8 protein-coding genes and 1 pseudogene are annotated in these 12,751 nt (G+C 64.9%); 5 read left to right on the top strand and 4 right to left on the bottom strand.

The window, feature by feature from the left end; all coding sequences use genetic code 11:
• Window positions 1-55: 55 nt before the first annotated feature.
• The gene (locus J8I34_RS25825) at window positions 56-1,567 is read left to right on the top strand and encodes a thymidine phosphorylase family protein (protein ID WP_209775154.1); all 1,512 of its coding nucleotides are present in this window, start codon (window positions 56-58) and stop codon (window positions 1,565-1,567) included.
• A 29-nt stretch (window positions 1,568-1,596) separates the two neighbouring features.
• Here the strand turns inward: J8I34_RS25825 and mgtA are convergent, their stop codons facing one another.
• A complete protein-coding gene (gene mgtA, locus J8I34_RS25820) occupies window positions 1,597-4,296 on the bottom strand; it encodes a magnesium-translocating P-type ATPase (RefSeq protein WP_209807303.1) in 2,700 nt (899 codons plus the stop codon).
• Window positions 4,297-4,299: 3 nt separating this feature from the next.
• Window positions 4,300-4,755 carry a universal stress protein gene (locus J8I34_RS25815; protein ID WP_209807302.1) on the bottom strand — a complete coding sequence of 152 codons (456 nt, stop codon included), beginning with the start codon at window positions 4,753-4,755 and terminating at the stop codon, window positions 4,300-4,302.
• A gap of 231 nt (window positions 4,756-4,986) precedes the next feature.
• On the opposite strand from J8I34_RS25815, the pseudogene J8I34_RS25810 reads away from it, so the two are divergent.
• From J8I34_RS25810 to J8I34_RS25795, 4 genes and pseudogenes are all read left to right on the top strand, one after another.
• A pseudogene (locus J8I34_RS25810) lies at window positions 4,987-5,322 on the top strand (ABC transporter permease); the annotation flags it as partial.
• 344 nt (window positions 5,323-5,666) lie between these two features.
• Window positions 5,667-5,981, top strand: a complete 315-nt coding sequence (locus J8I34_RS25805; protein ID WP_029049164.1) for a GYD domain-containing protein — start codon at window positions 5,667-5,669, stop codon at window positions 5,979-5,981.
• Window positions 5,982-5,989: 8 nt separating this feature from the next.
• Entirely contained in the window at window positions 5,990-7,105 is a 1,116-nt protein-coding gene (ald, locus tag J8I34_RS25800) for an alanine dehydrogenase (protein WP_209807301.1), read from the top strand.
• A gap of 85 nt (window positions 7,106-7,190) precedes the next feature.
• The gene (locus J8I34_RS25795; protein WP_209775105.1) at window positions 7,191-8,072 is read left to right on the top strand and encodes a helix-hairpin-helix domain-containing protein; all 882 of its coding nucleotides are present in this window, start codon (window positions 7,191-7,193) and stop codon (window positions 8,070-8,072) included.
• A 16-nt stretch (window positions 8,073-8,088) separates the two neighbouring features.
• Here the strand turns inward: J8I34_RS25795 and J8I34_RS25790 are convergent, their stop codons facing one another.
• Together J8I34_RS25790 and J8I34_RS25785 are read right to left on the bottom strand one after the other, a co-directional pair.
• On the bottom strand, window positions 8,089-10,920 hold the full coding sequence (locus tag J8I34_RS25790) for an AMP-binding protein (RefSeq protein ID WP_245176133.1): 2,832 nt from the start codon (window positions 10,918-10,920) through the stop codon (window positions 8,089-8,091).
• Window positions 10,921-10,942: 22 nt separating this feature from the next.
• Window positions 10,943-12,670 (bottom strand): AMP-binding protein, encoded by a 1,728-nt coding sequence (locus tag J8I34_RS25785; RefSeq protein ID WP_209775102.1) that lies wholly within the window; start codon window positions 12,668-12,670, stop codon window positions 10,943-10,945.
• Between the last annotated feature and the right edge of the window lie 81 nt (window positions 12,671-12,751).

Here is a 12,751-nt window from a genome sequence, read left to right as displayed (position 1 = left end):
TGGCGTGAACGATCCCGGTCTTGATTCCGGCATTCCCGGCCGGCTCGGAGATGTCTTGGCCGCCGCCGCGTCCCGCGAAGTCGGCGCGCTGGTGTTCCGGCCGCTCGAGATCGATACGTGGCAGGAGCATGTCATCTACATGCATCCGGATTGCCCCGTCTGCCGTGCCGAGGGCTTTTCCGCGCAGGCGCGTGTGCGCGTGCAGATCGGCGACCGGTCATTGATCGCCACGCTGACACTGCTGGGCGCGCCGCTATTGAACATGGGCGAAGCGAGCCTGTCGGTGAGCGCGGCACGAACGCTGGCGGCACGCGCCGGCGATGTCGTGCATGTCACCCATGCACCCGCGCTAGAGTCGGTGCGGGCACTGCGTGCGAAGATCTATGGCTGTCACCTGGACAGCGCCCAGCTGGAGGGCATTATTGGCGACATCAGTGCAGGGCGGTACGCTGACGTGCATATTGCCGCGTTTCTCACCGCCTGCGCGGATGGTCGCATGAGCCTGCGCGAAACCGTCGATCTGACCCGCGCCATGGTCCGGTCCGGCCAGCGCCTGAGCTGGGATAGGGAAGTGGTTGCCGACAAGCATTGTGTCGGCGGGCTGCCGGGCAACCGCACCACGCCGATCGTGGTGGCCATCGCGGCAGCCGCGGGGCTGCTGCTGCCCAAGACCTCTTCACGCGCGATCACGTCGCCCGCCGGCACCGCCGATACGATGGAAGCCCTGACCCGCGTGACACTGGACGCGACGGAACTGCGGCGCGTGGTGGAACAGGTCGGGGCTGCACTGGTGTGGGGCGGCGCGCTAAGCCTGAGTCCCGCGGACGACGTGCTGATCCGCGTGGAGCGCGCCCTGGATATCGACAGCGATGCGCAGTTGGTGGCCTCAATCCTGTCGAAGAAGATTGCCGCCGGATCCACTCATGTGCTGATCGACGTGCCGGTGGGGCCGACCGCCAAGATCCGCGAAGACAGCGAGCTGGAGCGCCTGCATATCGCCATGGCCAAGGTCGCGGACGTTTTCGGGTTGAAGATCCGGATTCTGCGCACTGACGGCTCGCAGCCGGTGGGCCGGGGCGTCGGGCCGGCGCTGGAGGCGCTCGACGTGCTGGCAGTGCTGCAGTGCCAGCCGACGGCGCCCGCCGACTTGCGTGAACGCTCGCTGCTGCTGGCGGGCGAGCTGCTTGAGTTCTGCGGCGCGATGCCGGCCGGGCAGGGACGGTTGCAAGCCGGCAGTCTGCTCGACAGCGGTGCCGCCTGGGCCCGGTTCCAGGCGATCTGCGAAGCGCAAGGGGGACTGCGCACCCCGGGGCAAGCGGTGTTCCGGCGCGACGTACTCGCGGCCCGTAGTGGCATCGTGACGTCCATCGACAACCGGCACGTCGCGCGCGCGGCGAAGTTGGCCGGGGCACCGCGCCGACAGGTGGCCGGGCTGGAACTGCATGTCCGCACCGGCGACGAGGTCGTAGCCGGCGCGACGCTCTGTACGCTGCATGCCCAGGCGTCCGGCGAACTGGAATATGCGTACAGCTACGCCCGGGCGCATGACCCCTTCCGCATCGAATAGCCCAGGCGTCCCGTTCGCCTTTGTCCGCTTCAGTCCACCGGCACCCACCGGGCCAGCAGGCGGCGCGCAGCAAACGCAGCGGCAGCGTAGCCCAACAGGATGGCCGTGAGCATCGGCCAATAGGCGGCAGGCAGCGGCCGCATGCCCAGCGGTGCGGCCAGCGGCGAGTAGGGCAACCACGCGCCGACGAGGCACAGCCCAATCGTGGTGGCCAGCAGGGCATGGCTGGGAAGGCTCTCGATGAAGGGCAGCCTGCGGGTTCGGATAATGTGGACAATGAGTGTCTGCGAGAACAGGGACTCGATGAACCAGCCGGTCTGGAAAAGCGTGGCCTGTGCGGGCGAATTGGCACCCAACAGCCAAAACAGCGCGGCGAAAGTCAGGTAATCGAAGATTGAGCTGACCGGGCCCATGCCAAGGATGTACTCTCCCATCTTGCCGACCTCCCAGCGCCTCGGCCTGCGCAAGGACTCCTCGTCGACATTGTCGGTGGGCAGCGCCGTCTGTGAGAAATCGTAGAGCAGGTTGTTGGTCAGGAGCTGGATCGGCGCCATTGGCAGGAAAGGCAGCCAGGCGCTTGCTCCGAGCACGCTGAAGATATTGCCAAAGTTGGAGCTGGCACTCATGCGCAAGTACTTGAGCAGGTTGGCAAAGACCCGCCGCCCCTCCATGACGCCGTCATGCAGCACCAACAGGCTTTTCTCCAACAGGATCAGGTCGGCCGACTCGCGGGCGATATCGGCCGCGCTGTCCACGGAAATACCGATGTCGGCGGCGCGCAGCGCCGGCCCGTCATTGATCCCGTCGCCCAGCACGCCAACGACCCGTCCACGTTCGCGCAGCGCGCGCACGATGGCTTCCTTGTGCGCGGGTGTGAGCTTGGCAAAGATCTGGTTGCGCATTGCTGCTTCCGCCACGCCCGCGGCATCCAGCTTATCCAGGTCGCTACCAAGCACCGGCGTGCTGCGTGCAAGCCCGACCATCTGGCAGATCTTGCTCGCGATGCGTGGACTGTCCCCGGTCAGGATCTTGACGTCGATACCGCTGTCGGCCAGAGCAGCCAGCGCGGGGGCTGCACTTTCCTTGGGGGGATCGAGAAACGCGATGTAGCCCAGCAAGGTCAGTCCCTGTTCGTCGGCCAGGCAGTATGCGTGCGTCTCCGGCGCCTGCGGCAGTTCGCGAAAGGAGATCGCGATGACGCGGAAGCCATCGTCATTCAGGCGATCGCTGATGGCTATCAGGTCGCGGTAATGCGTTGCATCCAGCGGTACGCGCTGCCCCTCCAGTTCGGCCGTGGTGCAGACAGAAAACACTTCCTCCACCGCTCCTTTGCAGATGAGCATCCGGGTGTGAGGTGCCTGCACGACCACGGACATGCGTCGGCGGGTAAAGTCATAGGGTATCTCGTCGATCAGCCTGTATGCCTGTGCAATGCGCATGCGCTCGCTCAACTCCTCATGCCGCAGCACGGCCACATCCAGCAAGTTATGCAGGCCAGACTGAAAATAGCTGTTGAGATACGCAAACTCCAGCACCCGCTCGCTGTCGTTCCCGGCCAGGTCGACATGTTGCTTGAGGATGACCAGGTCCTGCGTCAGAGTCCCGGTCTTGTCCGTGCAAAGCGTGTCCATGGCGCCAAGGTTCTGGATTGCGGCCAGCCGCTTGGTGATGACCTTGCGCCGGGACATTGCCATCGCGCCCTTTGCCAGGTTGACGGTGACCAGCATCGGCAGCATCTCGGGGGCGAGGCCAACGCCAACCGCCATGGCAAACAGCACCGCTGCAAACCAGTCGCCTTTGGTCAGCCAGTTGATCAAGAACACCAATGGCGACATCACGGCGACGATCGCCAGCATCAACCGGGCGATGCGGTTCAGGCCAGCCTCGAAATCGGTGGGTGGCTCCTGCCCGGCGATCGACTGCGCGATGTGCCCGAAGATCGCGCGGTCACCGGTCAGCACGACCACCGCCGTGGCTGTCCCGCTGAATACCGCCGTCCCCATGAGAGCGATATTGGGGAAGTCGCCGGCTAGGGCAGCGACCGTGCAGCGCGCGGGAAATTTTTCTACCGGCATGGACTCGCCGGTCAATGCCGCCTGGTTCACGAAAAGGTCTTTGGATGCGAGCAGCCGGACATCGGCGGGTATCAGGTCACCCGCAGCCAGATGGACGATCTCGCCAGGAACAAGCTCGGCGATCGGGCGTTCCTGCACGACGGGCGCGCTGCCGGGGGCCGTACGGCGCTGCACGGCGATGGTGGTGTGGACCATCGTGCGCAGCGCCGCCACGGCGCGGTCGCTGCGGGTTTCCTGCCAGGTGGCAAGCGAGACGCTCAGCACGATCATTCCGCCGATCAAGGCAGCAGCGCTGTTGTCGTGCACAAGCACTGATACCGCCGACAGCACTATCAGCATCACGTTGACGGGGTTTAACAGCCGCCTGGACAGGCTGGCAAGCCAGTGTGGGCTTTGGTTGGGGGCAATGGTGTTGGGGCCGCATGTCCCCAGGCGCGAGGCTGCCTCGCGTTCGGTCAAGCCCGCCTCGGTCGCGCCAAGTCTGGCCAGAACTTCGCTGGCATCATGAGTGGCGGCCCATTCCAGTTCGGCCGGCAGCGACGTCACGTCGGCGGCGTGCGGAGAGACCCGCCGGCCGGCGGTTGACGCGGCACGGCGGTCGACACCCGGAGGCCGCTCGACCGTAAGGAGGGGCGGCTCTGCATCCTTCGCCATGCCTTACGGGGCCCGTGGCGCGCGCACCAGCAGCACTGGCACCTTCGACTCTTGCACCAGGCCCTCGGCCACGCTGCCCATCACCAGGCGCCGCACCCCGCGCCGGCCGTGGGTGCCTACCACGACAAGGTCGGCGTGGACTCGCTGTGCAGCCGCGTCGATCGCCGTGGCAATGTCGCCAATGGCAAGGATTTCATCAACCAGTTGCGTGTGGCATTCGACCTTGCCCGCGTGGGCTTTGGCCGCGGCCTCAGCGAGCAGGCAGCGTCCGCCCTCGACCAGGTCGGGGCGCAGGTCGGCCAGGTTGCCGTAGCCCATGTCGTACTTGAGATAACTGTTGTCGACCACGTGGACGATCTCCAGGCGGGCCTTAAGCATAGCCGCGAGCTGGATCGCCTCGGCCAAGGCACGATCGCCGCAGTCGCTGCCGTCGATGGCGACGAGGATTGTCTGGTACATGGCGTTGCCTCCTTGTGAGCGCCCGCGGAGTGAGGCGATCCACGTATGCGGGGACATAGACAGTGCTTCCAGCTTAGGACCGGGAAGGGTAGGCCGGTTGATGCAGGTCAGGGGCACGTCTATCGGCCAGCCCCCAGCGGCATGTACTTTCGTTGACAGGCATCAACAATGCATGCTCTGTCGTCCCCTACGTTGGACAGGACCATGGCCGAAGCCGCGGCGCTGGTCGTCAAGGATGCGGAGTTTCGCAAGCTTGAGAACCCGGATGTCGGCACGGTCTTCGAGATCAACGACCACCGCGGCGTGATCGTCGGCATCGCCGAGGTTGCGACCAGCGGGCTGTTTGGGGTGCCGACGCTGTATAGGACATACCAGCGCGCGATCCAGTACCTGCCGACGGCCCGGTACACCATTTCCTACATCCTGGTGGAACCCAAGTCGCCGGCGGATACGGCGCGTATCCAGCGTACCGTAAGCCGCATCGGCTACCGGGCGCTGACCCGAGATGAGTTTATCCAGCGGATCTCCGACTTCTACAAATACCAGACCGGACTGGGGACAAACATCGGAGTACTGGCCACCTTCCGGCTGGCCAGAGTCGGATTCGTGGCTAACTATTGGCGGTCGCTCAGAAATGGGGGCCGCTCGGGCCCTGCCGGATTCGGCGGCGGTGGCGGCGGCTTTGGCGGTGGCGGTGCCGCCGGCAAGCGGTGATGGTGAGAATTTGTCGTGCGGCATTGCGGAGGACTCAACGGCTAATGACGGTCGTGTCGCGGGAAACTTGCGCGCAATCGAGCCGGATGGCCGCGGGTCCCGTGCAGGACGTTGCGCTGGGACAAAGGCTGCGGCCAGGCAGCAGCTAGGCTCGAGCTATGCGGCCGGCGAGGGGTCGGCACCTTGAGGAGTCGAACATGGCCATATTTATCATGGAAACGCGTGTCTCCGTGGAGTCCCTGCGGCAGCCGCGGTCGTTTGAGGCACTGGAACGCGGCGTTGCCGGCTATCTGGAAAAAGCCTGTCCGGATGTGAAATGGCTGGGCAGCTATGCAACCCTCGGGCCCTATGACTATCTGGATATCTTCGAGGCCAACGACATCGAGACTGCCATGCAGGTGTCGGTCCTGGTGCGGGCGTATGGTCACGGAGAGGCCTCGGTGCGTCCAGCCGTGGACTGGGGACGATTCAAGCACCTGGTGCGGAATCTTCCAGAATTACCAGCCGTGTGAGAACGGCCATGCGGATCGGCGTGCCGAAAGAGATCAAGGACAACGAGTACCGGGTAGGCTTGACGCCTGCCTGCGTGCGCGAACTTGTCAGCCGCGGTCACCAGGTCATGGTCGAGGCGGGCGCCGGGGCCGCACTTGGCCTCTCCGACGCGCAGTACGTTGCGGCCGGCGCAACGCTGGCTGCCGATGCGAAAGCCGTGTACGACCTGGCCCAGATGATTGTCAAGGTCAAGGAGCCGCAGCCAGGTGAACTGGCGCTGCTCAAGCCTGGGCAGATTCTCTATGCGTACTTGCATCTGGCCGCGGACCGTGAGCTGACTGCCGCGCTGGTCAAATCCGGTGCGGTCTGTATTGCCTATGAGACCGTGACGGGGCATGACGGTGGTCTGCCGTTGCTGGCCCCGATGAGCGAGGTGGCCGGCCGCATGTCAGTCCAGGTGGCGGCCGCCTGCCTCGAGAAGCCACACGGTGGCATGGGGCTACTGTTCGGCGGCGTCCCGGGCGTCGCGCCGGCACATGTCGTGGTGATTGGGGCCGGTGTGGTGGGCATCAATGCGGTCCGGATCGCCGTTGGCATGGGCGCGCGCGTGACGGTATTGGACAAGAATATCGATCGCCTACGCCAACTCGACGCTATGCATGGCAATGAGGTCGTAACGATCTACTCCAGCGCTGACAGCGTCGAGCGCGCATTGCTTTCGGCTGATGCGGTTATCGGCGCGGTGCTGGTGCCGGGCGCCGAGGCGCCCAAGCTGATCACGCGCGCGATGGTGGCGCACATGAAACCAGGTTCGGTGCTGGTAGATGTGGCGATAGACCAGGGTGGCTGCGCAGAGACATCGCGTCCCACCAGCCATACGGATCCGACCTACGTAGTGGACGGCGTGCTGCACTACTGCGTGACTAACATGCCGGCTGCCGTGGCCCGGACCTCCACCTTCGCCCTGAACAACGCCACGATCGGATATGCGATGGTGCTTGCCGACAAGGGATGGTCTCGCGCGCTCGCAGACGATCCCTGCCTGCGGGCGGGGCTCAATGTCTGTCGCGGGAGTGTGACCTATCCAGCCGTCGCAAGCGCTCATGGCTACGTCCATGTGCCCGCCGAGGTGGTGCTGCACTGAGCGGGTGCCGACACTATCCGACTGCACGGTCCACACCTTGTTGTTGGCCGCCGCTGGCGCGAGCTCTCCGGAATGACAAAGCAAGATGACAACTCCCAGCAATTCCCCGGAAAATCAGCAGGTTGCCCATTACCTGCAGGAAGCTGCGCAGCTCCTTGAAGAGCAGGGCGCGAACCCTTTCCGGGTCGGCGCATACTTGGCCGCCGCGGACACCGTCTCCCGGCTTGATGCCGATATCCGGGCGCTCTTTGACAAGGGAGGAATTGACGCGCTCGATGCGCTGCCTCGCATTGGCAAGGGGATCTCGAAGGCGATCGCGGAAATACTCATCACCGGCCGCTGGCGCCAACTGGAGCGACTTCGGACTGGCGAGGACGATGCAGGTCTATTCCAGGCAGTGCCGGGGATCGGCCCCGAACTCGCCACCCGCATCCATGACACTTTGCATATCGATACCCTTGAAGCGCTGGAACTCGCAGTGCGAGACGGCCGTCTCGGCCGAGTCGAAGGCATTGGCCCGCGCCGCCTGGCAGGCATCCGCGCTTCGCTGGATGACATCCTGAGCCGGCAGCGTCAGTGGCGAGACCTGCATCAACGCAAGGCACCGGCGGTGGAGCCGTCCGTGTCTACGTTGCTGGAGATAGATCGCCTCTATCGCGAGAAGGTGGCCGCCGGTGCTCTGCCGACCATTGCCCCGAAGCGAATGAACCCAGAGGGCAAAGCGTGGCTGCCGGTTCTTCATGTGAGCAGGGATCAGTGGCACTTTACGGCGTTGTTTTCTAATACCCCGCGCGCCCATGAACTCAGGCGTACCGCAGACTGGGTGGTCATCTACTTCTACGACGCGGATCATCAAGAGGGCCGGCGAACCGTCGTTACAGAGACGCGTGGTTCACTGATCGGCAGGAGGGTCGTGAGAGGGCGTGAGCTGGAGTGCAGGGCCCAATACCTGGGGCTGGCGCGGTAACTTCCCCGGGCGGGGATCAAACTGCCGCGTCTGGCTCGAGCAGTCGTGAGCGGATTTCTTCGCGCGCCGCGTCGCGCAGTCGCAATAGTGCCGGCCAGTCATCACCTGATGCGTATGTCGCTTCGCCGGCAACGAGTGCCAACGGAGCATGACTCGGCCACCAACGCCCGTCCCGCAGCAATGAGCGGGTGCCGATCAGGGCAATGGGAACAACCGGGGCCTGTGCGCGGGCTGCGCACCGGAACGCGCCCAGCCGGAAGGGCATCAATCCCGGCTCTCGCCGGAAGGTCCCCTCGGGGAAGAAAACGAGGGATTCGCCCCCCAGGATCCGCTGCTCCAGTGCACTGGTATCTTCGATCCCACGCGCGGGGTCGAAGCGCTCAACGAAGGCGCAGCCAAGCCTGTGAAGGAGCATGGCCAGCGGCGGGCTCCTTAGCAGCTCCTGCTTTGCCACGAAGGTAAAGTGGGGAGGCAGCACTGCCGTGAGCAGAATCACATCCGTGTAGCTGGCATGGTTGGCCACGATAACCACCGGTGCCGACCCGCTGAGATCGGGCAGGCCGTCGATCTTCGGAAACAGCCCGGTCAGCGCGAGCCCGACCCGGGCGCTGGCCCGTGCAAGCCGCCGACGCAGTGCGCGCCCTGGCAAGAGCGCCACCAGCAGACATGCCGGTAAGGCAAACAGGAGGCAGACGATCCATACCCAGGCCCCCCAGATCCACGCGGAGGCCTGATGCAGGTAGCGTGCAAACTGGACGCTTGCGCCAGAGATGGCAATTCGAAGCAATTGACGCCAGGGCGCGCGCGGCGCGCTATGGATCTCGCCCCGTTCGTACAATTCCCGGCAAGCCGCGCGGCGCAGCTTTCCGCTGGACGTCTTAAGTACCGTGCGCGGCGGCACCAGCACCACTTCGTCGACAGGCATGCCCATCAGGTCGACTGCCAGATGGCCGATTTCGGCGCGTAGCCGGCTGCGCGCCTCGTCGTCCTCTTCACGCGTCTCGGCCAGAACGACCAGGCGCTCGGTACCGGATCGCGCATCGGTGGCGGGAAACACTGCGACACCGCCCTGGCGCACGCCGGCCACCCGGCTGATCGCTTCCTCGAGTTCCTGCGGGAACAAGTGCTGGCCGGCGCGAATGATGATGTCCTTGAGGCGTCCGGTTAAATAGAGCTCGCCGGCTGCGATATAGCCCATGTCGCCAGTCTTCAGCCATGGACCATCGAACAGGCCAGCCGTGGCGTCGGGGTTGCGGAAGTAACCCGTGGTCGCGCTTGGGCCCCGGAACTGGACATGCCCCAGCGCACGTTCAGGCAACTCGTGTCCGGCTGGATCGGCAATGCGGATCTGATGTCCCGGCAACGGCAGGCCGCTGGAGACCAGCCTGAGCGCCTTGCGCCCCGACCGGTCCGGCGCACGGGCGATACCCTGGCGCGCGAGCACATCCCGATCGATCTCGTCGATGCACGGGCCCCGCCCCGCTGGCGGGAACGCGAGTCCGACCGAGCATTCGGCAAGGCCGTATACAGGGGCCACCGCAGTACGATCGAAGCCATACCTGGCAAAGCGGGCAGTAAAGTTGTCAATGGTTTCCGGGCTGACCGGCTCAGCACCGTTGTATGCCAGGCGCCATGAACTCAGGTCCAGACCGGCGAGGTCCTTTTCCTCAATTTTGCTCGCGCAGAGCTCATAGGCGAAATTCGGCGCCGCGGACACCGTGCCGCGATGCTGATGAATGGCCCGCAGCCAGGAGGCAGGGCGCGTCAGGAAATCAGTGGGCGACAGCAGCACCAGGCGGAATCCAACCTGCAGGCTGCCCATGCAGGCGCCGATCAGGCCCATGTCGTGGTACAGCGGCAGCCACGACACAAAGACATCGGCCGCGCTAACATGCGCGGCACGCTCCATCGCTCGTAAATTGGCGAGCAGATTGGCATGCGTCAGCACGACTCCTTTTGGGTTGCCCGTGCTGCCAGAGGTATATTGCAAAAAGGCAATATCATCCGCGCGCCCGCGCCCTGCGCCGCTCGGGGCATCACCAGCGGCGCCGAGATCGGCGGGCGCCAGGATCTGGCGCAGGGCCGCGCACTGCGCACGCAGCAGGCGTAGCAGGGGCTTGGCCGGTGGCACGGTCACCAGGATCGCAGCCTCGGCATTGGCAAGGATTCCGGCGCTGCGCCGCATGTGGTCCTCGATCTGGGAGAGGCGTGCGGGCGGATAAAGCGGCACGGGGATACACCCCGCATATAGTGCGCCGAAAAAGACGTCGAAGAAATCGCGTCCGGTCGGCAGCATCAGGGCCACCCGGTCACCTGGGGCCAAGCCCTGCCGCGCCAGGCCGCTGGCTACGGCAAGCGCGCCCGCCCGCATTGACGCATAGCTGAGGTTTTCGCCCCCCTGGAAGATCGCGTATACCTCGTCGCCATGGGACGCGGCGTGCCAGTCAATCAGCTCCATGAGCGTGGCGGCACTATCTGGCGGCCGGTTGGCCGCTGCCGTCCTGGCCGCACCAGGCACGACGGGAACCGCGAGCATCGCAGCGGGAATGGCGGCGGCTCCGTGCGCTGTCAGGCGGAGCAGGTCACGAGGCGTTTCGGCGGCCATAAGCGCTTCTTCATTTAACTTGGCGCCAAATTCGTGCTCGATACGCGTCAGCAGCTCCGCGCGCGCCAGGCTGTCCAGGCCGAAATCGCGCTCGAGAGAATGATCAATCCCCAAAGTGCTGACTTCCTGCGCACCGGGCCGCAGCTCAGCCGCCAGGGCGCGTACGAGGCCGAGCAGACGTTGCGCATCGGCAGGCCCGGCTTCGGGTGCACAAGGGGGATCAGGATCGCGCATGTCATTCATTGCATCTTTCCTGCCTGGCAACTCAGAGGCACATTCCGATGGTAGTTGCCTGCCCTTCGGTTGGCGGCCTGAGCAAGACCTTGCCGAGGGCTGACCTGGCCAGGGAGGGCCGGAACTCAACGTAGTGGGGCACCTTGTAGCTGGTCAGCTGCGCGCGGCAATGGGCCAGCACCGCCTCGGCGGAAAGCGCTGGATCGCGCCTGACCACAAGGAGCCTGACTGCCTCGCCAGAGCGTTCGTCCGGGACGCCGATGGCGCAGGCGTCCCGGATACCGGGGTGCTGCATGGCCACATCCTCAACTTCCTTGGGGTAGACCTTGAAGCCGGATACCACGATGACCTCCTTGCAGCGCGCGAGGAAGCGGATACTGCCTCGGGCGTCCATCACACCCATGTCACCGGTGCGCATCCAGCCACCGACGCCGAGGACGCATGCCGTTTCCTCCGGCATGTTCCAGTAGCCCGGCATGACCTGCGGGCCTTGCACGCAGATCTCGCCCGCCTGGCCCGGCGGCAGGTCGTGGCCTGTCTCATCCCGGATGGCGACCCGCGTGGAGGGTAGCGGCATGCCGATGGCCCCGCTGAACGCCACGCCACCCACAGGATTGATACAGACGACCGGTGCAGCCTCGGTCAGGCCATACCCTTCTGTCAGCGGGATGCCGGTGGCCTGGTGCCAATGCAGCGCCACCTCACGCTGCACTGCCATGCCGCCGGCAACCGCCAACTTGAGGTTACCGGCGTTCGCCCGGCAGACCTCCGCGAAACCCGGTGCGTCGAGCAATAGGCGGAACAACGTATTTACACCGCTGATCGCGCTGAAGCGCGTGGTCCGCAGCGTACGCAGCAGCGTGCGGAGATCACGCGGATCGGTAACAAGCACATTGTTTCCACCCCATCGCACGAACGTCAACAAGTTGGCCGTCAGCGCAAAGATGTGATGCAGGGGCAGCGGCGTTACCACAACCTCCTTGCCTGCCTCCAGGGTCGCGCCCAGCCAGGCAGAGATCTGTTCGACATTGGCCACCAGATTCCCGTGCGTGAGAATGGCACCTTTCGGAATCCCGGTCGTGCCGCCCGTGTATTGCAGCAGGGCAACATCCTTCGGGCAAAGGGCGGGTTCGTCTGGCGGATGACGACGACCACGCCGCAGCGCGGCATGGAAGCTGACCGAACCCGGCAGACGCCAGGGCGGCACGCGACGCTGGACCCACTTGACGAGAAAATTGACAAGACGCGCCCGCAATGGAGGAAGAAGATCGCCCACCTGGGTGGTCACGACATGACGCACGGCAGTGGCGCCGAGAACCGCCTGCAAGGTGGGGGCAAAATTTTCCAGGACAACGATCGCGGCCGCGCCTGAATCGGCAAGCTGATGCCGCAATTCGGGCGCCGTGTAGAGCGGGTTGACGTTGACCACCACCATGCCGGCCCGCAGGATTCCGAAGAACACCACGGGGTACTGCAGCAGGTTTGGCAGCATGATCGCCACACGATCACCCCGGTTTAGCCCCAGGCGCTTCAGATATGAGGCAAAGTCGCGCGTCAGGCGATCGAGTTCCGCGTACGTGAGAACAGCTCTCATGTTGGTGAAGGCCGCACGCGTGGCGTATCGTCGGCAACTGTGCGCGAGCATGTCGGCAAGCGAAGCAAAGTGATGGACGTCGACCTCCGCAGGCACGCCTGCGGGATAGTGTTCCACCCAGATGGGTCTCGGTTCGGGAGACGCGGCTTTCACGTACTCTGGCATGATGCCCCCGATGCGTTTGACTTGCCCGCCGCCCTCACCGACCACCACTGTTCCGCGAAGGGCTTCCAGCCGGTGCCATGT

The sequence above is a fragment of the Cupriavidus phytohabitans genome (assembly GCF_017815025.1).
GTDB lineage: Bacteria > Pseudomonadota > Gammaproteobacteria > Burkholderiales > Burkholderiaceae > Cupriavidus.
This window is presented reverse-complemented; position numbering and strand designations above follow the sequence as displayed.

Bases quoted from the DNA above. Each gene is read 5' to 3' on its own strand.
- mgtA (WP_209807303.1), bottom strand. From the start codon at position 4,296: ATGGCGAAGGATGCAGAGCCGCCCCTCCTTACGGTCGAGCGGCCTCCG.
- J8I34_RS25815 (WP_209807302.1), bottom strand. From the start codon at position 4,755: ATGTACCAGACAATCCTCGTCGCCATCGACGGCAGCGACTGCGGCGAT.
- J8I34_RS25805 (WP_029049164.1), top strand. From the start codon at position 5,667: ATGGCCATATTTATCATGGAAACGCGTGTCTCCGTGGAGTCCCTGCGG.
- ald (WP_209807301.1), top strand. From the start codon at position 5,990: ATGCGGATCGGCGTGCCGAAAGAGATCAAGGACAACGAGTACCGGGTA.
- J8I34_RS25795 (WP_209775105.1), top strand. From the start codon at position 7,191: ATGACAACTCCCAGCAATTCCCCGGAAAATCAGCAGGTTGCCCATTAC.
- J8I34_RS25790 (WP_245176133.1), bottom strand. From the start codon at position 10,920: ATGAATGACATGCGCGATCCTGATCCCCCTTGTGCACCCGAAGCCGGG.
- J8I34_RS25785 (WP_209775102.1), bottom strand. From the start codon at position 12,670: ATGCCAGAGTACGTGAAAGCCGCGTCTCCCGAACCGAGACCCATCTGG.